This window comes from Cellulomonas sp. URHD0024, assembly GCF_000426185.1.
Classification (GTDB): domain Bacteria; phylum Actinomycetota; class Actinomycetes; order Actinomycetales; family Cellulomonadaceae; genus Cellulomonas.
Map to the genome: position 1 here is coordinate 65503 of NZ_AUEW01000013.1, position 21336 is coordinate 86838.

The window sequence follows — 21336 nt, forward strand, 5'->3', positions numbered from 1 at the left end:
CTAGAGGCAGGAGCGGCGCTTCTCCGTCATCGCGACGGCGGGGCCCAGCTGGTCGACGTACGAGGTGTCGGTCGCCGCGGCCACCGAGGCGGGCACGTGCAGCTCGACGGCCGGGACGCGGCCGTACGTCGTCAGCGTCCAGCTGCCGTCGTCGTTCTCGACGGTGACCCAGTCGATGCTCGGTCCGCCGGGCGTCTCGACCTTCTGGCAGTGCTCGGTCGTGGGGCCCAGCGGTTCCACCCCGCACCGGAGGACGATCGGCGCGCCGGGCTCGCCCCACGCGGTCGTCGCCTGGGCGGTGGTGTCCCGCTGAGGTAGGCCCTGGCCGAGGGAGTCGGGCATCGCGAGCACGACGCTCGCGCACACCGGGTCGGTGGCGTAGGGGGCAACCTGGGCCGCGACCGCACCGGAGCACCCGGCGAGGAGTCCGAGGATGGCGACGACGGCGCCAGCAGCGGCGGGTCGTCGGTTGCGCACGGGGCCACGGTAACCCGGCGGCCCCGACGACCCTCTACCGTGTCCGGGTGAGCACCAGCGACGGCCCCCTCGTCTCGGAGCTGTCCGAAGAGGCGCTCCTGGCCCGGATCTTCCCTCTCCTCCCGCGCGGCTCGGGCACCCTCCTCGCACCCGGCGACGACGCAGCCGTGGTCGCCGCGCCCGACGGCCGGTTCGTCGTGACGACGGACGTGCTCGTCGAGGACCGGCACTTCCGACGCGCGTGGTCCTGCGGGCAGGACGTGGGCCGACGAGCGGCCGTGCAGAACCTGGCGGACGTCGCGGCCATGGGCGCGCGGCCGACGAGCCTGGTGGTCGCGCTCGTCATTCCGGCGGACCTCCCGGTGACGTGGGTCGAGGGGTTGGCCGTCGGACTGGCGCAGGAGTGCGGGCCGCGCGGCGTCGGGGTCGTCGGCGGCGACCTGTCCGGCGGTCCTGCGGTCGTCGTCGCGGTCACGGCGCACGGGGACCTCGAGGGCCGCGCTCCCGTGCTGCGGTCCGGCGCCCGGCCGGGCGACGTGGTGGCGCACGCCGGCGTCGCCGGGTGGTCGGCCGCCGGTCTCGCCCTGCTCCACGCGTCAGCTCCCGCCCTCGACGACGAGCTCGTCGGGGCCTATCTGCACCCGTCGTCGCCGCTCGAGGCAGGACCGGCGGCGGCGTTGGCGGGGGCGACCGCGATGATGGACGTCTCGGACGGCCTCCTGCGCGACGCCGGCCGGATCGCCCGCGCGAGCGGTGCGGTCCTGGACCTCGAGGCGCCCGCAACGGCCTTTGCCGACGACGTCGCGCGGCTCGGCCCTGTGGCTGCGGCGCTCGGTGCGTCTGCGGAGCGCTGGGTGCTCGACGGGGGAGAGGACCACGGCCTGCTCGCGACCTTCCCCCCGACCGTCCCGCTGCCCTCGGGCTTCCGTGTGATCGGGCGGGTGCGCGCGGGAGCGTCGGGGGTCCTCGTCGACGGGTCAGCGGCGTCGCCGACGTCGGGCTGGGACCACTTCGCGGGGCGCTGACGCCCGAACCGTCCCGTCGTCCGCCCGGGCGCTCAGCCGCGGCGGTAGCGGACCTCGAGCAGGTTCTCTCCGCCGATCTCGTCGTACCGCTCCACCCCGTCGGCCTGGAAGCCGTGCCTCCGGTAGAAGTGGCGCGCGCGCTCGTTGTCGGCCAGCACCCACAGGGAGATCGGGGTCTTCTCCCCGACGGACGCGATCACGGTCCGCATGAGGTCGCGCGCCACACCGTGCCCCCAGATGCCGGGGTCGAGGTAGATCGAGTAGATCTCACGGTCGCCGCGGCCGGCATCCTCGTCGCGGCTGGGCCCGATGGTGACGAAGCCGACCACGGAGGGTCCGTTCAGCGCGACCCACACGAGAATCTCGTCGGAGCCGCCGGGGCGAAGGTAGGACGCCCACTCTGCGGACCGTTCCTCGACGTCGAGCGCGGCCAGGTAGCCCTCGGGCACGATGCCGGCGTACGCCTCCTGCCATGACCGCACATGCACGCGGGCGATCCCAGCGGCGTCCCCCTCGGCGGCGGGGCGGATCGTCACGTCGTCCAGCTGCTCGACCATGGACGTCACCTTGCCACACGAACCGGACATGACGAAGGCCCCCGAGGTGAACAACCTCGTGGGCCTTCGTCGTTCGTCTGGAAGACGTCAGATGGCGCGCTGCACCTTGCCGGCCTTGAGGCACGACGTGCACACGTTGAGACGCTTGGGCGTCCCCGCGACGACGGCACGCACGCGCTGGATGTTGGGGTTCCAGCGCCGCTTCGTGCGCACGTGCGAGTGCGAGATGCTGTGCCCGAAGCTCGGGCCCTTGGCGCAGACGTCGCAGTTGGCAGCCACGGTCTTCTCCTGTTGCTCTGTACGGTCATCAGCCGCATGTTGCGGCGAAGTCTTTGGTCCTTCGTGGGCGAGAGCGCACGAGCGACCCGACTCCGGAACGAGGATTCGGGGGCCGCTGCGGGGCACCACCAGTGCCCGACATGGCCGGGCAACCGGTCAAGACTAGCCCATGACGCACGTCGACCCAAATGTGGGTCCCATGCTGCAAGGTGGTGCCCGGACGGGACGCTCGGTCGGAGCGGTCCGAGGGTGGACCCCCAAGCGGTCCGACAGCACGGACGAGATCGACGGAGGTGCGGTGGAGCGGTTGGAGGCAGCGGCGTTGCGTGCCTGGGCGGCTGCGTCCCACGCCGCGCTGACGGGTTCGCGCGATCGGATCGACGCCGTCAACGTCTTCCCGGTGCCCGACTCCGACACGGGCACGAACGTGTGGCTCACCGTCGCTGGGGGCGTCGACGCGCTCGAGGGCCAACCGGCCGTCGTGGGGGAGGACGCGCGGGACGTCGCCCGGACGTTCGCCCGCGGCGCGATGCGGTCGGCCCGCGGCAACTCGGGCGTCATCGTCAGCCAGTACCTGACCGGGTTTGCGCAGGCGCTGCCCGCGCACGCGGACGCGCTCGACGTCGCGCGGTGCCTGGCCGCGGGTGCCCGGGCGGCGCGCGGGGCGATGCAGGAGCCGCAGGAGGGCACGATCCTCACGCTCGCTGACGCCGTCGCCGCCGGTGCCGTCACCGCAGCCGACGCGGGTGCGGACCTCGCCACGATGCTCACGTCGGTCGTCGCAGACGCGCACGTGGCCCTCGCCGGGATCAGCGCCGAGCACCCCGTGCTCCGGGCAGCACACGTCCTGGATGCCGGAGCCTGTGCGTTGCTCGTCCTGCTGGACGCGCTCGCCCGGGTCGTCGGCGGTACGCCCCCGAACGGCGACTCGCTCGCGTGGCTGCCTGCATCGCCCACCCACCCGTGGCCGGTGGAAGCGGCCGGGGGCGCGTTCGAGGTGATGCTCCTGGTCAGCGATGTGGAGCGAGATCTCGATGCGCCCCTGCACGCAGCCATGGCGGTGCTCGGGGACTCGGTGGCTGTCGTCGGCGGGGACGGCACGTGGCATGTGCACGTGCACACCGACGATCCTGCGGCGGCCATCGCGGCGGCGGACATCGGCCGCCGCGAGCAGGTGCTCGTCCGGATGGTGGCTGCCGCGCACGCGTCCTCGGCGCAGAACGACGACGCGCGCTGCGGTGTCGTCGTCTGCACGAGCTCCGCACAGATGGCCGGCTGGTACGCCTCGACGGGTGCCGTCACGCTCGTGCGGTGCCCCGAGGTGCCCGTCAGCGCGCGTCACCTCGACCGTGCGGTGACGGACACGGGGGCGTCACGCGTCGCGGTGCTTGCCGGAGACGCGGTCGACGACGCCGAGCTGGCACGGCTCGTCGCGACGAACCAGGGCGTCGAGCTGCTGGACGCCGGCGACGAGCTGCGGGTCGCGGTCGCGGCGCTCGCGCTGGCGTCGGCCTCGGAGGCCGGGCTGTCCGCGGCGCGCCAAGCGCTGGGTCGGCTGCGGTCCGTCGAGCTCGACGACGTGTCGACGATGTCGGTGCGCGACGCAGCCGACGCGCTCGTGCGATCGGCAGGCGGTCCGGTCGAGAGCCTGACCGTGCTGCTGCGGGACGCCGGGTGGACCGTCGACGAGCTGGCCGGCTACCTCGCGGAGCACCACCCCGGTGTCGAGCCCACGGTGGTGGGGCCGACCGGTCGGGGGCCGGCGGTCCTGATCGGGCTGGACTGACGATGGCGGGTACGCAGCGAGCGCGGGCGAGCCGTAGCGGGCTCGTCTACGAGGACGGGGTGCACACGCCCACGGATCCGATGACGGAGCCGGTTCCGGCCCGGAACGCCGCGGACCTCAAGAAGTTCGCGACGCTCGGCATCGAGACCAAGGCCGACCTGCTGGTGCACTACCCCTGGCGGTACGCGGACTCGCGTGAGGTCACGGACATCGCGAGCCTCGCGATCGGGCTCAACGTCGCGCTGATCGCGCGGGTGCGCGGCGCGCAGATGAAGCACGCGGCCAAGACCGGAAGACCGCGGGTCGAGGCGACGATCACCGACGGCAACCGGTCGCTCAGCCTGGTGATCTTCACCGCGAACGAGGGCGTCGCGAGGTGGCACCTGGACCGCTTGGCGGTCGGCGAGCTGGGCCTGTTCTCGGGCGAGATCAACGTGTTCAACGGCAGGCTGCAGCTCGCCAACCCCGTGTACCAGATCCTCGGCAGCGTCGAGGACGAGGCGCGGGCGATGGAGGAGGCCGAGTGGCCGATACCGATCTACTCCGCCACCAAGGGCCTGGACTCGGAGTCGATCCGCGCGGCGCTGCGCAAGGTCCTCGACCCGCTCACCGACGACGAGGTCCCCGATCCGGTGCCACCTCACATCCGTGAGGCGCGCGGGCTCGGGTCGCGTCTGAAGGCCTTGCGGGACGTGCACGTCCCGCGCGAAGAGGCAGACGTGCACCGTGGGCAGGCCCGCCTGCGCTACGAGGAGGCGTTCGTCCTCCAGGTCGAGCTCGCGAGGCGGCGAGCACGCGCGCAGCGGGAGGCGTCGACGGCTCGTCCGCCACGCCCCGGGGGCCTGCTCGCAGCGTTCGATGCTCGGCTCCCGTTCGACCTCACACCGGGGCAGCTCCTGGCCGGCGCGCAGATCGGCGACGACCTGGCGCTCGACCGCCCGATGCAGCGCCTGCTGCAGGGCGAGGTCGGCTCGGGCAAGACGGTGGTCGCCCTGCGGGCGATGCTGCAGGTCATCGACGCGGGCGGCCAGGCCGCGATGCTGGCTCCGACGTCCGTGCTGGCCGCGCAGCACGTCCGGACGCTGCGTGCGCTGCTCGGCGACCTCGCCGAGGGCGGCATGCTCGGCGGCTCCGAGATCGGCACGCGGGTCGCCCTGCTGACCGGTGCGCAGGGGGCTGCCGAGCGCAAGACCAACCTGCTCGACGCCGCGAGCGGCCAAGCGGGCATCGTCGTGGGCACGCACGCGCTCCTCTCCAGCCCGGTCCAGTTCGCGGACCTCGGGCTCGTGGTGATCGACGAGCAGCACAAGTTCGGCGTCGAGCAGCGCGGCGCCCTGCTGGCCAAGGCCACGACCGTCCCGCACCTGCTGGTCACCACCGCCACGCCGATCCCGCGCACGGTGGCGATGACGGTGTTCGGCGAGCTGGAGATCTCGGAGCTGCGCGAGGTGCCGGCCGGGCGCAGCGGGATCACGACGCACGTCGTCCCGGTGGGTGTCCCGGCCTGGATGGACCGGACGTGGCGCCGCGTGGGCGAGGAGGTAGCGCGCGGCGGGCGCGCCTTCGTCGTGTGCGCGCGGATCGACCCCGACGACGACGCCCTCATGAACGAGGACGACGGCGACGACCTGTACCTCGACGCCGACGAGCCGACGACGGTCGGCGAGGCGACCGCACCGGGCGCCAAGCCGCCGAAGCGCCCGCTGCGCGCGGTGCTCGAGGTCGCCGAGACCCTGCGACAGGACGACAGGCTCGGCGGCGCGGCCGTCGGCGTGCTGCACGGTCGCATGTCGGGGGAGGAGAAGGACCAGGCGATCGCCGACTTCGCGTCCGGGAAGACGCCGGTGCTGGTCTCGACGACGGTGATCGAGGTCGGCGTCGACGTGCCTTCGGCCACGGTCATGGTCGTTCTGGACGCGCACGTGTTCGGGCTCTCGCAGCTGCACCAGCTCCGCGGTCGCATCGGCCGCGGTCGCCAGCCCGGCATCTGCCTGCTCGTCTCGGACGCGCCCGACGGCAGCACCGCGGGGAGGCGGCTCGAGGCGCTCTCGGCCACCTCCGACGGGTTCGAGCTGGCACGGGTCGACCTCCTGCTGAGGCGGGAGGGCGACGTGCTGGGCGCCGCTCAGTCGGGCCGCCGGGGGACGCTGCGGTTCTTGCGCGTGGTCAGCGACGGCGCCGTCATCGACCGGGCGCGCGAGGACGCGCGTGCGCTCGTCGACGCCGATCCCGACCTGGCGCAGTGGCCTGACCTGCGTCACGCGATCGACGACCAGCTCGCGGACGGTCGCGAGGACTTCCTCGGGCAGACGTGAGGCGCGGCGCCGGGGCGCTCCCGCCACGACTACCCTGACGATCGTGTCGAAGCCCGTCATCAGCGCCAAGGACCTGCTCGTCGGCTACGGCGGCGCCCCCGTCTGCGCCCCGGTCACGTTCACGCTCGCTCCCGGAAAGGTCATCGCGCTCGTCGGCGCCAACGGCTCGGGCAAGTCCACCGTGCTGCGCGCCGTCATCGGCCTCCTCGAACCCTCCGGCGGCACGCTGCAGGTCTTCGGCGCGAAGGTCGACGAGCGTGACGTCGGCTTCCGGACGAAGGTGGCCAGCGTCCTCGACGACGACGCGTACTTCCCGGCGCTCACCGTCTCCGAACACCTCTACCTGACCGCCCGCGGACACGGGGTGAAGGGCGCGGACGGCGTCGTCTCCGAGCTCCTCGGCGAGTTCGGGCTCGCCGACCACGCCAAGTCGCTCCCGGTCGCGCTCTCCTCGGGCCAGCGACGTCGACTCCTGCTCGCGGCCGGGTTCGTGCGGCCGCGCTCCCTGCTGGTCCTCGACGAACCCGAGCAGCGACTCGACCGCGCGATGCGGGACCGGCTCGCGGCCAGGATCGTCGCCGAGAAGAAGGCCGGCGGTGCGGTGCTCGTCGCGACGCACGACCCCGACCTGCTGCGCGCGATCGCCGACCGGGCCGTGCACGTCTCGGACGAGGTCTCCCGGCTGCTGCCCGCCGACCAGGCCGCGGACCTGATCTCGCGGGAGAACCCGTGAGCGAGGACGACCAGCTCGACGGCGGTCCCGCGGTCCAGCCGTTCCAGCTCAGCCCGATCCCGCGGGCGAAGAGCATCCGCAAGTACACCGCCCAGGCGGCGAGCGTGCGCAGCACCGCGACGATCGGGTCGTTGCTCGGGGACGTGTACTACGCGGTGATCAGCATCGCCATCGCCATCGGCATCGCCCTCGGGGCGTCCCAGGCGATGCGGGTGGCCCTGCCGCCGGAGCCGGACATCAGCAGCCCCTGGAACCTCAGCCTGGCCAGCCTGGTGATCGTCATCCTCATCGCCCTCGCCGGCGTGGTGCTGTCTCTCGCGGGCCGGCTTGGGCCGGTCGGTGCCGGGGGCGCCGAGGCGGCCTGGTGGCTGGGCCTGCCCGTCGACCGTCGTGGTCTGCTGCGGCCGGCTTCGCGGCGTCTGCCGGTGCTCGCGGGACTCGTCGCCGCGGTCATCGTGGCGCTGCTGGACGCGGGCCTGCTCGCAGACGCCGGATCGCGGGTCTCACGGGTCGCCGTGGCCGCTGCGTTCGTCGCGGCGGGCATCGTCCTGCTCGCCGGGGTGGGACAGTCGGCGAGCGTCTCGCGGCGCGCGATCGCGTTCGTCGGCGATGTCCTGCTGTTCCTGGCGCCCGTCGCGGCCGTCGTCCTCGCGGGGCTGGGCTGGTCCGCCGACGCGGTGCCGAGCCCGCCGTGGTGGCTCGTCGCCGCGCTGCTGGTCGTCGTCGCAGCTCTCGCGTTCCTCGTCGACTCTCGGCTCGCTCGGATGCCCGAGAAGACGCTGCGTGAGAGTGGCTCGGTGGCCACGCAGGCGGCCGGCGCGGTCGTGTCGATGGACTCTCGCGAGCTCGGCCGTGCGCTCACGGACGGAGCAGCCGCGCCGGTGCGCCGCTGGACGTCCAGGCTGCGTACCGCACGGGGCCCCGCGACTGCTCTGATCACCGCCGACCTGGCCGTCCTGCGGCGCTCGGCCCGGCACGTCGTGCAGCTGTTCGTCGCTGCTCTGGTCCCTGTGCTGGTCAGCACGGTGCCGGAGCTCGCGAGCCCGTTCGGTGTGCTGCTCTCGATCCTCGTCGCGGGGTACGTCGCGATGAGCGCGACCGGTGAGGGTGCGCGACGGGCTGAGATGGCGCCGATCCTCGACCGGCTCCTGCCGATCGACGCGCAGACCGTGCGACGACTGCGGATGGTCGTGCCCGCCGGCGCCATGCTGCTGTGGTCGGTCGTCGCGTTCGCTGCAGTCGGTCGCTGGGCCTCCGACGTGCCCAACTGGATCGCCCTCGGGGTCATCTCGACGCCGGTGTGGGCGGCTGCGGCGGTCAGGTCGTCGTACCGACCGGCCCCGGACTGGGGAGGGGCGCTGGTCTCGACGCCGATGGGTGCCCTGCCGACCGGTGTTGCGTCGGTCCTGGCGCGCGGCCCGGACGTCGTGGTCCTCGGCCTGCTGCCCGTGTGGATCGCCGTGCTCCTGCGCACGATCAACACGCCGCTCATGACCGCGCAGATCGTGCTGTCCGCCATCGCCGTGGCCGTCGCGTCGTCGATCAAGAAGGGCTCCCTCATGGAGCGGATGATGGATGCCCAGGAGAACGCCAAGGCGGGAGCCGCGAGGTGAGCCGTGTCGTCGCGGGATCCGTCGGCGGCCGGATCCTGCAGGTTCCGCGCACCGGCACGAGACCGACGAGCGAACGCGTCCGGGAGGCGCTCTTCTCGCGGCTCGAGCACCTCGACGTCGTGGACGGCGCGCGCGTGCTGGACCTCTACGCGGGGTCGGGCGCGCTCGGCATCGAGGCGGCGAGCCGCGGAGCGGCGCACGTCACCCTCGTCGACTCGGCCAGGGACGCGGCCGACGCGTGCCGCCGGAACGTGGCGGCCCTCGGGCTCGCCGACCGCGTCGTCGTCGCCGCCGAGAAGGCCGACCGGTTCGTGCAGCGCCCGACGACCTGGGACCTCGTCCTGGTCGACCCGCCGTACGACGTCACCGAGGACGACCTCGCGGCCGTCCTGGCACCGTTGGCCCTGTCGGCGCACGGGGTTCTCGTCGTCGAGCGGGCGCGGCGATCGCCCGAGCCGACCTGGCCGGACGGGGTGACGCTGATCGACCACCGCGCGTACGGCGACACGGTGATGTGGTTCGCCGAGACGTCAAGGTGACCCGCGCAGGACGGTGAGGTGCGGCCCGCCGAGGTCCACGCCGCCGACGGCGCTGAAGCCCGCCCGTCGGTAGAACGGCAGGTTCCGCGGATCGGTCGTCGCGAGGTACGTACCCAAGCCGTCGAGACGAGCCTGCGCCACGCCGGCGTCGAGCAGCATCCGACCGACCCCGCGTCCCTGGTGCTCGGGCGCGACGGCGAGGTAGTTCAGGTAGGCGGCGGGCTCTGCAGGCGCGAACGTCGACGCGCGCCCCAGCGAGCCGAGGATCTCGGCGGCACGCTCGGGCCCGACGAGCAGCGCGAGGACCTGTGCCGGTGCGGGGAGGGACGGCTCGACCGGCGGGCCGTCCGGCAGCCGCCAGGCCGCGACGCCGACGACCGAGCCGCGCAGGCGTGCGACGTGCACGCGGCCACCCGCGAGGTAGCGGTCCACGGACGGCCCCAGCCACGCGGCACACGCGTCGTCGCGAGTGGCGTCGTCCGGCAGCGCCCAGACCATCAGCGGGTCGTCGCGGTAGGCGCGGGCGAGAACGGTGCGGATGGCCGGCGCGTCCGCCCAGGTGGCGGCCTCGATGCTCGGGTGGTCCACGGCCGAGACGGCGTGCTCGTCGACGCCCGGCCCGCGAGTCTCGTCCATGGGCCGATGCTAGGGCGCAGCGTGTGGGCCGCGACCAGGCGGACGCGCTGGCCTACCCTGACGCTGTGACCATCGCCGTGTGCCCGGGGTCGTTCGACCCGATCACCCTCGGGCACGTCGACGTGGTCCGCCGCGCCCGCTCGATGTTCGACGAGGTGGTGGTGGGGGTCGCGACGAACTCGTCGAAGTCCGCGCTGCTGGGGGTGGAGGCGCGCGTCGCGCTGGCCCGCGCCGCCTTCGAGGGGATCGACGGTGTCCGCGTCGAGCCGGTGGACGGGTTGCTCGCCGAGTTCGTGCGGGCCGTGCGTGCGAATGCCGTGGTCAAGGGTCTGCGCGGTGGGGCCGACTTCGACGCGGAGCTGCCGATGGCCCTCATGAACAGACACCTGGCCGGCGTGGAGACGGTGTTCGTCGTGGGTGACCCGGCGCTCGCGCACATCGCGTCGTCGCTGGTCAAGGACGTCGCACGGTACGGCGGTGCGATCGACGACCTCGTCCCGCCGGGCGTGGGGGATGCGGTGCGTGCTGCAGTAGGACGAGAGGATCGAACATGACAGAGCAGGACGACCCGACGACCCGGCCCGAAGGGCTGACCGGCGTGCTGGACGCGATCGCCACGGCGGTCTCGACGGCGCGGGCGATGCCCATGTCGTCGTCGGTCCTCGTCAACCGCGCCGAGCTGCTGGACCTGGTCGAGCAGGCGCGCGACGTGCTGCCCACCCAGCTCACCCGCGCCGACCAGGTGCTGGCGGACGCGGCGGCGGCTCGCGCGGAGGCGCAGGCGGGTGCGGACGAGATCCTCGCGCGTGCGCGCCGCGAGGCCGCGGCGCTCGTCGACCAGGAGGCGGTCGTGGTGGCCGCGCGCGAGCGGGCCGCCGAGCTGGTGGCCGAGGCTGAGGAGACCGCCGAGCGCCTGCAGCGCGACGCCGACGACTACTGCGACCGCCGTCTGGCCGACTTCGAGATCGACCTGGGCAAGGTGCTCGGCCAGGTGCAGGCGGGGCGCGCGAAGCTCGCGGGCCGGTTGGGCGACGACTGAGACGTCCGCCACCCCGACACGATTTGGGTGGCCCGTGACCTGTGCCGTAGAGTTGTCCGTTGGTTCTGCCGGACATGGCACGGACCGAGATCAACGAGGGGACCCTGGCCGTGCAGCGCCCTGTTCACCTCGATCCTCGTTCGCCCTTCGTGCTCGACACGCACGAGCTCGGGAGACGTCCAGGATCGACGCGGACCGTGCAGCGCACCGTGGGCGCCCCGGAGGATCTCGGTACTGACGTGATCGGCGTCCCCACCGGGAACGACGTCGAGCTGGATCTGCGGCTCGAGGCGGTCATGGAGGGGGTCCTGGTCACCGGATCCGTCCGCAGCCGGGCGATCGGGGAGTGCGTGCGCTGCCTGGGTGAGGTCATCGAGGATGTCGATGTCTCGCTCACGGAGCTGTACGTCTATCCCGAGCGTGCGGCAGTTGCGGCCGAGGACGGAGACGACGAGGAGGACGTGCGTGAGCTCGAGGGTGACCTGATCGACCTCGAGCCTGCGTTGCGAGACACGGTTGTCCCGGCTCTGCCGTTCCAGCCGCTGTGCCGCCCCGACTGCCCTGGCCTGTGCTCCGAGTGTGGTGCCCGGCTGGCGGACGACCCTGACCATTCGCATGAGACGCTTGATCCTCGCTGGGCCGCTCTGGGCGGCCTCGTGAGCTCGAACGACGAGACGAAAGAGAGCTAGCCGTGGCTGTTCCGAAGCGCAAGATGTCGCGCAGCAACACCCGTGCGCGTCGGTCGCAGTGGAAGACCACTGCCACGACGCTCCACACCTGCCCCAAGTGCAAGGCGAACAAGATGCCGCACACGGCATGCCCGTCGTGCGGTACCTACAAGGACCGCTCGTACGCCGAGGCTGTCCGTAGCGAGTTCGAGGTTCGCTGAGCACGTCGCTGAGCGACGCCGTGCTGCACCCGATGACCGGAGGACCGGCGTGAGTGCCACGGCTGACCAGCTGCTCGAGAAGCTCGGGGTCCATCTGGACCCCGAGCTTCTTGTGCTTGCACTGACGCACCGGTCCTTCGCGCACGAGGCCGGCGGGCTGCCGACCAACGAGCGGCTCGAGTTCCTCGGTGACACGGTGCTCGGGCTCGTCGTCACGGAGTCCTTGTTCCGGACGCATCCCTCGCTCTCCGAGGGCTCGCTCGCCAAGATGCGGGCAGCCACGGTGTCCCAGCGCGCGCTCGCCGTCGTCGCCCGGGAGCTCGACCTGGGCAGCTACGTGCTGCTGGGCAAGGGTGAGCTGTCGACCGGGGGGACGCAGAAGGACTCGATCCTGTCCGACACCCTCGAGGCGGTGTTCGGCGCGGTCTACCTGTCGCACGGTCTCGAGACCGCGCGCGCCCTGGTCGAGCGGCTCGTCGGCCCGTCGCTCGTGGCCGCTGCCGACCTGGGCGCCGGCCTCGACTGGAAGACGTCGCTGCAGGAGCTGTCCGCGGCCATGGGTCTCGGGGCGCCGGTCTACGACGTCGACGGCGAGGGTCCCGACCACGCCCGCACGTTCACCGCGCGGGCCGTCGTCGACGGCGTGACCCGTGGCGTGGGGGTCGGCCGCGCCAAGAAGGTGGCCGAGCAGGACGCCGCGGCCGACGCGTACCGCACGCTCGAGGATCTGCGCTCGGCGCAGGCCTGATCCGGCTCGAACACGCACGTGCCCGAGCTGCCCGAGGTCGAGACCGTCCGCGACGGACTCGCGCGTCACGTGCTGGGCCGCACGGTCTCCCGGGTGGAGGTGCATCGCGACTACTCCGTCCGCCGGCACGTGGGCGGTCCGCTCGACTTCGCCGGCCGGCTCTCCGGACGACGCCTCGAGGCAGCGGTTCGCCGTGGCAAGTTCCTGTGGCTCCTGCTCGACGACGAGGACGACGCCCTGATGGCGCACCTCGGCATGAGCGGCCAGCTGCTGGTCCGCACCGAACCGGTCGACCACCCGCACCTGCGCGTGCGACTGACCCTCGACGACGGCTTCCTCGACTTCGTCGACCAGCGGACGTTCGGGCACCTGAGCGTGCCGGACCTCGTGCCGACGGCGGACGGAGCACCTGGAGGGCTCGGCGCCGACCGTCCGGTCGTCCCGGAGCCCGTCGCCCACATCGCGCGCGACCTGCTGGACCCGGCTCTCGACCACGACGCGCTCGTCAGGGGCGTCCGCACGCGGAAGACCGGGATCAAGCGCGCTCTGCTCGACCAGACCCTCGTGTCGGGCATCGGCAACATCTACGCGGACGAGGGCCTCTGGCGTGCGCAGCTGCACTACGCACGACCCACGGAGAAGCTCCGGGTGGCCGAGGTCGAGCGTGCGCTCGCGGGCGCCCGAGAGGTCATGAGCGAGGCGCTCGAGCAGGGCGGCACGAGCTTCGACGCGCTGTACGTGAACGTGAACGGGAACTCGGGGTACTTCGACCGGTCGCTCAAGGTCTACGGCCAGGAGGGGCGGCCCTGTCCGCGCTGCGGCACGCCGGTGCGGCGCGACGAGTTCATGAACCGCTCGTCCTACAGCTGCCCGCACTGCCAGCCCCGGCCGCGCAGCGGTCGCTTCTAGCCGCGGGCGACGACGTTCTTCAGCTCACTCCCGGCCAGGAACGCCACGAGGTTCTCGCTCACGAGCTCGCCCGCGCCGAGCGGTCTGCCTCCCGCTGCGTGGGGCGTGAGCAGGATCCGCGGTTCGGCCCAGAGCGGTGAGCCGGCCGGCAGCGGCTCCGTGTCGAAGACGTCCAGGGCTGCGCCCGCGATCAGGCCGTCGCGGACCGCACTCAGGAGCGCCTCCTCGTCGAGGACCGAACCCCGGCCCACGTTGACCACGAACGCGTGGTTCGGGAGCAGGTCGAAGACCGCGCGGTCGAGAACACGCGAGTTCTGGGGCGTCGCCGGCAGGAGCGAGACGAGGACGTCAGCCCGGGGGAGGGCATCGGGCAGGTCGAAGGTCGAGATGACGGGGTACCCGTGCCGGGTGCCCGCGGTCCGCGCGACGCCCTGTACCTCTGCGCCGAGCGCGGTCAGCAGCGGAGCGAGCCGTGCGGCGATCGAGCCGAAGCCCCAGATCAGCACACGTGCTCCCGCCAGGCTGCGGAACTCCATACCCGGGCGGAACGCCTGCATGCCGCCGAGCTCGTGGGCCCACCGATGCTCGTCCTGCGCGCGCACGCACTCGGGCAACCGGCGCGCGGCCGCCAGCAGCAGGGCGAGAGTGTGCTCGGCGACCGGTCCGTCGTGCAGACCGCGGCCCGAGGTGATGGTCACCTCCGGAGCGAACCCGGCAGCCAGCACCGCGTCCGGGCCCGCGGCGAGCGTCTGGACCCACCGCAGCCGGGTCAACCTGCGGGCGGCGTCCGACAGCTGGCGGTCCCCGTTGCCCCAGACGACGAGAGCCTCGGCGTCCAGCACGTCGTCGGGCAGCGGCTGGGCGATGTCGTAGCGGGCCACCTGGACACCGGTCGGAACGGTCGGCGAATCGGACATCGATGAGGGCAGCAGCAGGGTAGTCACCTCGCTACGATGCCACCGTGCCAGCCATCAGCGCTCCCGCAGTCGTCGAGGGGTGGCCCATCTCGGTGATGATCGTCGACGACCACGAGGTCGTGCGTCGCGGGATCGCGGAGGTCGTCGACCGTGCCGACGGCATGCGTGTCGTCGCGGAGGCGAGCTCGGTGGCCGAGGGGCTGCACCGGGCAGGTCTGGTACGACCCCAGGTCGTCCTCGTGGACCTGCTCCTGCCGGACGGCACGGGTGTCGACCTGATGCTCGCCCTGCACCGGGCCCTCCCGGACACGCGTTCCATCGTGCTCACGTCGTTCGGTGACGAGGACGCCGTGGATGCGGCGCTGGAGGCCGGCGCCGTCGCGTTCCTGCTCAAGACCGTGCGCGGCAGCGAGATCGCCGACGCCATCCGAGCCGTGGCCGCGGGCCGGATCCTGCTCGACGAGCGGTCGGTGATCCGTCACCGCGGCGAGAACGGGGACCTGCGGAGCACCCTTACGCCGAGTGAGGCGCGCGTGGTCGACCTCATCGCGGACGGGCTGTCCAACCGGGAGATCGCGGAGCGGCTCGGCGTCGTGGAGAAGACGGTGAAGAACCACACGACGTCGATCCTCGCCAAGATGGGTCTGCAGCGCCGGACGCAGGTCGCCGCCTGGGTGGCGTCGCGCAAGCACTCCGGTTGGCGTGGCGAGCCGAGCTCCTGACGCCTGCGTCGACCCCTCTGGTCAGGACAGAGGTGCCGACCACGCGAGCAGCGTGCCGACACCGTCGTGCACGGGTCGCACCGCGAACGTCCCTTCCCGCGCACGTGCCCGCGAAGCGAGATTCACTGTCCCCGACCGGCGCGCGGGGTCCGCCGGGATGCCGATGCCGTCGTCCTGCACCTCGACGAGCACCGCAGACGGGGTCACGACGAGCCGTACGGCGACGGCATGGGCCTCGGCGTGCCGGGCGGCGTTGGCGAGCGCCTCGCGCACGACGGCGACGACGTCCGAGGCCAGAGATCCACCGACGCGTTCGTCGAGCCGGTCCTCGTCGAGGTCGCCCTCCGTCGCCGTCGTGCCGTCCAGCGTCGCGACGAACCGAGGTGCGAACCCGAGCCCGGTCCGCGCGAGCTCGACCTCGCGCCGCAGGCGGGCGACGAGCCCGACGCTGCCGTCCGGGTCGCGCAGGTCGTGCACGATGTGCCGGATCTCGCGGACCGAGCCGTCGACGTTCTCCAGCGCGAGGTCCACGACGTCGGTCAGCTCGGCGGGGTCGACGCCGCGGGCGGCACGGCGGCGCACCGTCTCGAGCTGCAGGCCGGTGGCGAAGAGCTGCTGGATCGCGAGGTCGTGCAGGTCCCGGGCGATCCGCTCGCGTTCGTCGACGAGTGCCGCCGCGTCCTCGGCGGCCCTCGCCTGAGCGAGGACGTAGGCGAGCGCGGCCCGCTGGGAGAACGACACGGCGGTAGCCAGGTCGGCGTCGTCGAACTGGGGCCCACCCGTCGCGCGGAGCAGGATCAGCACGCCGAGGCCGCGGCCGGGCGCGTGGAACGGGGCGAACAGTGCCGGCCCGAACGCACGCATGACCGGCGAGGCGACGGTCTCGGCATCCTGGAGCGACGGGATCCTCATCCCCGTGCCGGTCACGAGGACCAGGTCGGCCCGCGAACCGGTCGGCATGGGCGTGCCGACCAGGCGCTCGCCGTCCTGACCGACCGCCAGCTCGACGATCAGCTCGCCTCCGACCCCGGGCAGCGCGAGCGCGACGGTCTGGGCCTCGCCCACCTCACGGGCGGTCGACGCGATGTGCCGGAGCGCGTCTTCGGCGTCCACACCCTCCAGGAGCATGGTCGTGATCGCCTGCTCGGCCCGCAGCCAGGTCTCTCGACGCTCGGCCTCGGCGTACAGCTGGGCGTTGCCGACCGCGGCACCAGCGGCGCCGGCGAGCGCCGCGACGATCTTCTCGTCGGCGGCCGTGAAGGGCACCGGCTTGCCGGCGAGGTACAGGTGGCCGAACACGCGAGAGCCGACGTGCAGGGTTGCGCCCAGGAACGAGCCCGGCGCCGGTGCACCCGTGTGCGGGAAGCCGTCGAACGACGGGTGCTCGCGCAGGTCGACGAGTCGATGTGCTCCCTCGGTCGGGAGGGCACCCAGGACCGCGGGGCGCTGCGGTCCGTCCCGCAGTGCCTTGGCGAGCGCGCCGGCCTCGCCGGTCCGGACGAACGTGATCGACCGGCCGTGCGAGTCGCGCACGTCGATCGCGCCGTACCGTGCCCCGGTGAGCCGTGCGCTGACCCGCACGAACCGGTCGAGGACCGCCTCGAGGTCGAGCTCGCCGGCCACTGCCACCATGGCGTCGAGCAGCTCGTCGAGCGCCTCGGCGCTGAGGTCGGAGCCGGACGCCACCTCGTCACGCACGAGCCGTCCCCCCGCCCTCGCTCTCGAGCTCCAGCGCCACACGGTAGTCGGGAACGCTTGCCCGCAGGTCTGCGTGGGTGCCGCGGGCCTGCACCCGCCCGTCCTGGAGCCAGAGCACGTCGTCCGCCGCGCCGAGGGGGCTCAGGCGGTGCGTCACCACGACGACTCCTCGGGGATCGCGCAGGAGGTCGGTGACCAGGGCATCAGCGGTGGCGGGGTCGAGGTGCTCGGCCGGCTCGTCGAGAAGCAGCAGGGGTGCCGACGAGAGCAGTACGCGAGCGACGAGCAGGCGTCGGCGCTCGCCGCCGGAGACGGTTCGTGCGTCGGGTCCCAGCACGGTGTCCAGGCCCTGCGGCAGGCCGGCCAGCCAGGCGCCCAGGGCGACGCGGTCGAGGACTGCGGTCGCCTCCTCGCGCGTCACGTCGCCGCGTGCGACGCGCAGGTTCTCCAGGACCGTCGTGCCGAACACGTGCGCGTCCTCGGTGCCGACCAGCACGGTGGCAGCGACCGCCTCCCGGCCGTAGTGCGAGATCTCGGCTCCGTCGAGCACCAGCGTGCCCGAGCGTTCCGGCAGCAGGCCGGCCAGCGTCAGCAGCGTCGTCGTCTTCCCTGTCCCCGAGGGGCCGACGATCGCGACCGACCGCCCCGGCCGCAGGGCGAGGTCGAGGCCGGCCACGACGGTCGGGCCGTCCGGCCAGGCGCAGGCGAGGTCGGTCGCGACGAGGTCGGGCAGCGGCCGACGCGCATCGTCCTGCATCGAGCCGGCGCCGCCGGTCCCGCCCGTCGCGGCTGAGTCGTCGAGGAGTGCGAGCACCCGCGCCGCGGCGGCGCGCGAGCGGTGCACCTGGACCATGGCGGCGGGCAGGAGCGCGGTCGCCTCGAACGCGGCGAGCGGGGTCAGCACGATCACCGCGAGGTCGACGGCCGCGAGTCGACCCGCAGTGACGGCCGGGATGCCCGTGACGAGGGCGGCGAGCACCGCGAGACCGACCGCCAGCTGGCCCAGGCCCGCGGCGATCGCCGCCGACGGCGCGCCGCGGTCGGTGGCCTCGGCTATCTGGCCGTCCGCCGTGCGCAGCGCGGTCATCTCCGTGGGAACCCGGCCGGCCACTGCGAGCGGCCCGGCGTCGTCGAGCAGCCCGAGCGCCGCAGCGGTCATGTCCGCGTGCCCCTGCACGGCGCGCTGCTCGCTGATCCGCGCGCCCCGAGAGGCGAGCGCCGGCGCGACGACGCCGGCGAGGACCAGGCAGGCGGCCAACGCCAGCCCGGCGGGTGGCCAGAACAGGCACATGACGACGGAGGTGAGCAGCCCGAGAAGGGCGGCGACCCCGATCGGCAGCAGCCCGCGGACGACGACGTCACCGACCGCGTCGACGTCGGCACCGACCCGGGCGAGCAGGTCGCCGCGACGCAGCCGCAGCAGCGACTCCGTCCGGCCGACGGCGAGCCGGTCGTAGAGCGTGGTGCGCAGCCGGGTCATGCCGCGCAGCGCGACATCGTGCGACACGAGGCGCTCGACGTAGCGCAGCACCCCGCGACCGACTCCGAACGCACGGACGGCGACCGTGGCGACGGACAGCTCCAGCACGGGTGGCATCTGCGACGCGCGGGCGATCAGCCAGGCCGCCGTTCCGGCGAGCGCGACCGCGCAGCCGAGCGCGAGGGTGCCGAGCAGCAGGGCGAGCGCGACGCGGCGACGGTCGACGTCGAGCAGCCCGACCGCACGGCGCAGCGTTCCCCGGGGCGGCGTCATACCGGCACGGCTCTGTCGATGCTGGCACCGACCTCGACGACGACGTCGGCACAGGCCACGAGCGCGGGCCGGTGCGCCACGAGCAGTACCGTGCGCCCGGCCTCCCGCAGCGCCCGGATGGTGTCGAGGACCACCCTCTCGCCGGCGGCGTCGAGGTGCGCGGTCGGCTCGTCGAGGATCACCAGCGGTGCGTCCGAGACCAGTGCCCTGGTCAGGGCGACCCGCTGCCGCTGGCCGAGGCTGAGGCCCGCCCCGCCGCGTCCGAGCTCGGTCTGCCAGCCGTCCGGCACGCTGGCCAGCACCGCGTCGAGGCCCGTGAGGGCGGCCGCTGCGGCGTTCGAGCTCCCGACGACAGACGCGACCGTGCCCGGCTCCAGGACGGGCCGCTGGGGGAGCCACGACACCTGCGACCAGAAGGTCGCGGGGTCGATCTCCGACAGGTCGAGCGCCCCCACGGTCACGGAGCCCTCGTCCGGCCGGACGAGGCCGAGCAGGACGTCGACGGCCGTCGACTTTCCCACGCCGCTCGGCCCGGTCAGAGCGACGACGGCGCCGGGGTGGATCGACAGGTCGAGACCGGCGGGCGTGCATCCGCCGGACGTCCGGACGCCGACCGCGGTGAGGGTGATCGTGGCGGTGCGCAGGTCGGGGGCCGGTTCGACGCCCGCCGGCGGCAACGGCGTCTCCAGGACGGCGAACGCCTGCGCGGCTGCCGCGACTCCGTCGGCCGCCGCGTGGAACTGCGCGCCCACCTGGCGCAGCGGCAGGAAGACCTCGGGCGCGAGGACGAGCACCGCGATCCCGGTGGTGAGCGCGAGGTCTCCGGCGACGAGTCGCAGCCCGATCGCGACCGCGACGAGCGCGACGGAGAGCGTGGTCAGCAGCTCCAGCACCATGCCGGACAGGAAGGCGATCCGCAGCGTTCCCATGGTCGCCTCGCGGTGGGCGTCGCCGAGCGCCCGCACCCGAGCCCCCTGCCCACGCTCGCGACCGTGCGCGCGCAGCGTGGGCAACCCGGCCAGCAGATCGAGCACCTGCGCGCCCAGCCGCTGCATGGTGACCAGGCCCCGCTCCGAACGACCTTGGGTCAGCTTGCCGACGAGGATCATGAAGATCGGGACGAGCGGAAGAACGCCGACCATGATCGCGGCGGAGATCCAGTCCAGGCCGAGCACGACCAGCAGGACCCCGGGCGTCACGGTCGCGGCCAGCAGGAGCTGCGGGAGGTACCGGACGAAGTACGGCTGCAGGTTGTCGAGCCCCCGGGTCGCGAGGGTGACCACACCCGGACCCTCGCCGGACGCCAGCCAGCGTGGTCCGAGCGCGACCGCGTGCTCGACCACCTGCTCGCGCAGCTCGGCGATCGTCGCCGTCGCCGCGCGATGAGCGAAGCGTTCCTGCCCGCTCGTGACCAGCACCCGTGCGCCGACGACGGCCGCGAGCCACGCGATCGTCGGCCGGAGCGAGGCCAGGGTCGCACCGTCGTGCACCGCGCCTCCCAGGGCGTGCGCGAGCAGCAGCGCCTGGCAGACGACGAGAGCCGCCGTCGCGACCCCGAACCCGGTGGTGAGGAAGACGTATCCCCGAGCGGAGCGGGCGTACCGCAGCAGCCGCGGGTCGAGCGGCCTCACCCCTTGGCTGCGGGCTGGGGCTGCTCGACCTTGTCGAACGTGAGGCCCGTGTGCTCGGGGATGCTCGACGTCGAGATGCGCTTGCGGAACACCCAGTACGTCCAGCCCTGGTAGAGCACGACGATCGGCGTCAGGACCACGGCGACCCAGGTCATGACGACGAGTGTGTAGTGCGTCGAGGACGCGTTGTCGATGGTCAAGGAGTTGGCCGGGTCGAACGCGGGCATGACGTCCGGGTACATCGAGCCGAAGATCAGCACGACGGCGGAGACGATGGCCACGGCGGACGCGGTGAAGGCGAGCCCTTCTCGACGACCGCGTGCAGCCACCACCACCACGACGAGCGAGATCGCGGCGGCCGCGACGGCGATCCAGGTCCACGCGACCGAGTACGCGATCTGCGCCCACACCGCCCAGGAGCCCGCCACGACCAGCGTCAGGATCGACGACCGAGCGGCGAACGCGCCGGCCCGTTCCCGGATGTCGCCGTCGGACTTCAGTGCCAGGAACACCGCTCCGTGCGTCAGGAAGAGGAGCAGGGTGGTGGCCCCGCCGAGCAGCGCGAACGGGTTGAGCAGGGTCCAGAACCCGCCGACGTACTGGTGGTCCGCGTCGAGCTCGACCCCGCGCACGAGATTGGCGAACGCGACGCCCCACAGCAGCGAGGGAACCCAGGACCCGACCATCAGCGCGCCGTCGGCGAGCGAGCGCCACCGGTCGTCGTTGATCTTCCCGCGCCACTCGAAGGCCACGACCCGCACGATCAACGCCAGCAGGATGAGCAGCAGCGGCAGGTAGAAGCCGCTGAACATCGTGGCGTACCACTCCGGGAACGCCGCGAACGTGGCGCCGCCGGCGGTGAGCAGCCAGACCTCGTTGCCGTCCCAGGTGGGGCCGATGGTGTTGATCATGACGCGGCGGTCGCGGTCACGGGCGGCACGGTCCCCGCGCGCCATGAGCCCGAGCAGTATCCCGACGCCGAAGTCGAAGCCCTCGAGCACGAGGTAGCCGGTCCACAGGACCGCGATCAGCAGGAACCAGACGACGTTCAGATCCATGGCCGGGTTCCT

General features: G+C 73.1%; 22 protein-coding genes. 13 read left to right on the top strand and 9 right to left on the bottom strand.

Features of this window, described 5'->3' with window-relative positions; all coding sequences use genetic code 11:
• Complete coding sequence (locus I847_RS0114325) at positions 1–477, bottom strand: DUF3515 family protein (protein WP_028050245.1); 477 nt, start codon at positions 475–477, stop codon at positions 1–3.
• 47 nt (positions 478–524) lie between these two features.
• On the opposite strand from I847_RS0114325, the gene I847_RS0114330 reads away from it, so the two are divergent.
• Complete coding sequence (locus I847_RS0114330) at positions 525–1502, top strand: thiamine-phosphate kinase (RefSeq protein ID WP_028050246.1); 978 nt, start codon at positions 525–527, stop codon at positions 1500–1502.
• 32 nt (positions 1503–1534) lie between these two features.
• Here I847_RS0114330 and I847_RS0114335 read toward each other — a convergent pair whose 3' ends face one another.
• A complete protein-coding gene (locus I847_RS0114335; protein WP_028050247.1) occupies positions 1535–2059 on the bottom strand; it encodes a GNAT family N-acetyltransferase in 525 nt (174 codons plus the stop codon).
• 87 nt (positions 2060–2146) lie between these two features.
• Entirely contained in the window at positions 2147–2338 is a 192-nt protein-coding gene (gene rpmB, locus I847_RS0114340) for a 50S ribosomal protein L28 (protein WP_028050248.1), read from the bottom strand.
• A 199-nt stretch (positions 2339–2537) separates the two neighbouring features.
• On the opposite strand from rpmB, the gene I847_RS25770 reads away from it, so the two are divergent.
• Genes I847_RS25770 through rsmD form a run of 5 tightly spaced genes read left to right on the top strand, consistent with a single transcriptional unit; the run spans position 2538 to position 9324 of the window.
• Positions 2538–4124, top strand: coding sequence for a DAK2 domain-containing protein (locus tag I847_RS25770; protein WP_051274921.1), 1587 nt, complete (start codon positions 2538–2540; stop codon positions 4122–4124).
• Between the two features lie 2 nt (positions 4125–4126).
• Positions 4127–6439, top strand: a complete 2313-nt coding sequence (locus I847_RS0114350; RefSeq protein WP_231384233.1) for an ATP-dependent DNA helicase RecG — start codon at positions 4127–4129, stop codon at positions 6437–6439.
• Between the two features lie 43 nt (positions 6440–6482).
• Positions 6483–7172: an ABC transporter ATP-binding protein gene (locus I847_RS0114355; RefSeq protein ID WP_028050250.1), complete on the top strand. Its 690-nt coding sequence runs from the start codon at positions 6483–6485 to the stop codon at positions 7170–7172.
• Positions 7169–8785, top strand: a complete 1617-nt coding sequence (locus I847_RS0114360) for a DUF6297 family protein (RefSeq protein WP_028050251.1) — start codon at positions 7169–7171, stop codon at positions 8783–8785. The genes I847_RS0114355 and I847_RS0114360 overlap by 4 nt, the downstream gene beginning before the upstream one ends.
• Positions 8782–9324, top strand: coding sequence for a 16S rRNA (guanine(966)-N(2))-methyltransferase RsmD (rsmD, locus tag I847_RS0114365; RefSeq protein ID WP_028050252.1), 543 nt, complete (start codon positions 8782–8784; stop codon positions 9322–9324). Before I847_RS0114360 ends, rsmD begins: the two co-directional genes overlap by 4 nt.
• On the opposite strand, the gene I847_RS0114370 is transcribed toward rsmD, so the two are convergent.
• Complete coding sequence (locus I847_RS0114370; protein WP_051274922.1) at positions 9316–9960, bottom strand: GNAT family N-acetyltransferase; 645 nt, start codon at positions 9958–9960, stop codon at positions 9316–9318. The genes rsmD and I847_RS0114370 overlap by 9 nt on opposite strands.
• 65 nt (positions 9961–10025) lie before the next feature.
• Here I847_RS0114370 and coaD point away from each other — a divergent pair, with 65 nt between their 5' ends.
• From coaD to mutM, 6 genes are all read left to right on the top strand, one after another.
• Complete coding sequence (gene coaD / locus I847_RS0114375; RefSeq protein WP_028050254.1) at positions 10026–10514, top strand: pantetheine-phosphate adenylyltransferase; 489 nt, start codon at positions 10026–10028, stop codon at positions 10512–10514.
• On the top strand, positions 10511–10999 hold the full coding sequence (locus I847_RS0114380; protein WP_028050255.1) for a hypothetical protein: 489 nt from the start codon (positions 10511–10513) through the stop codon (positions 10997–10999). The genes coaD and I847_RS0114380 overlap by 4 nt, the downstream gene beginning before the upstream one ends.
• A 110-nt stretch (positions 11000–11109) precedes the next feature.
• Complete coding sequence (locus I847_RS0114385; RefSeq protein ID WP_028050256.1) at positions 11110–11688, top strand: DUF177 domain-containing protein; 579 nt, start codon at positions 11110–11112, stop codon at positions 11686–11688.
• 2 nt (positions 11689–11690) lie between these two features.
• Positions 11691–11888, top strand: a complete 198-nt coding sequence (rpmF, locus tag I847_RS0114390) for a 50S ribosomal protein L32 (RefSeq protein ID WP_028050257.1) — start codon at positions 11691–11693, stop codon at positions 11886–11888.
• A 49-nt stretch (positions 11889–11937) separates the two neighbouring features.
• The gene (gene rnc, locus I847_RS0114395) at positions 11938–12636 is read left to right on the top strand and encodes a ribonuclease III (protein ID WP_028050258.1); all 699 of its coding nucleotides are present in this window, start codon (positions 11938–11940) and stop codon (positions 12634–12636) included.
• An 18-nt stretch (positions 12637–12654) separates the two neighbouring features.
• Positions 12655–13545 (top strand): bifunctional DNA-formamidopyrimidine glycosylase/DNA-(apurinic or apyrimidinic site) lyase, encoded by an 891-nt coding sequence (gene mutM, locus I847_RS0114400; protein WP_028050259.1) that lies wholly within the window; start codon positions 12655–12657, stop codon positions 13543–13545.
• On the opposite strand, the gene I847_RS0114405 is transcribed toward mutM, so the two are convergent.
• A complete protein-coding gene (locus I847_RS0114405; RefSeq protein ID WP_028050260.1) occupies positions 13542–14489 on the bottom strand; it encodes an NAD(P)-dependent oxidoreductase in 948 nt (315 codons plus the stop codon). The two genes, mutM and I847_RS0114405, sit on opposite strands and share 4 nt — an antisense overlap.
• 68 nt (positions 14490–14557) lie before the next feature.
• On the opposite strand from I847_RS0114405, the gene I847_RS0114410 reads away from it, so the two are divergent.
• On the top strand, positions 14558–15184 hold the full coding sequence (locus I847_RS0114410; protein WP_028050261.1) for a response regulator transcription factor: 627 nt from the start codon (positions 14558–14560) through the stop codon (positions 15182–15184).
• A gap of 21 nt (positions 15185–15205) precedes the next feature.
• Here the strand turns inward: I847_RS0114410 and I847_RS0114415 are convergent, their stop codons facing one another.
• The 4 genes from I847_RS0114415 to cydB are packed head-to-tail and all read right to left on the bottom strand — an operon-like array spanning position 15206 to position 21324.
• Positions 15206–16882, bottom strand: coding sequence for a GAF domain-containing sensor histidine kinase (locus I847_RS0114415; RefSeq protein ID WP_028050262.1), 1677 nt, complete (start codon positions 16880–16882; stop codon positions 15206–15208).
• The gene (gene cydC, locus I847_RS0114420; protein WP_028050263.1) at positions 16875–18635 is read right to left on the bottom strand and encodes a thiol reductant ABC exporter subunit CydC; all 1761 of its coding nucleotides are present in this window, start codon (positions 18633–18635) and stop codon (positions 16875–16877) included. Before cydC ends, I847_RS0114415 begins: the two co-directional genes overlap by 8 nt.
• Positions 18632–20266, bottom strand: a complete 1635-nt coding sequence (gene cydD, locus I847_RS0114425; RefSeq protein WP_028050264.1) for a thiol reductant ABC exporter subunit CydD — start codon at positions 20264–20266, stop codon at positions 18632–18634. Before cydD ends, cydC begins: the two co-directional genes overlap by 4 nt.
• Entirely contained in the window at positions 20263–21324 is a 1062-nt protein-coding gene (gene cydB / locus I847_RS0114430; RefSeq protein ID WP_028050265.1) for a cytochrome d ubiquinol oxidase subunit II, read from the bottom strand. Before cydB ends, cydD begins: the two co-directional genes overlap by 4 nt.
• Between the last annotated feature and the right edge of the window lie 12 nt (positions 21325–21336).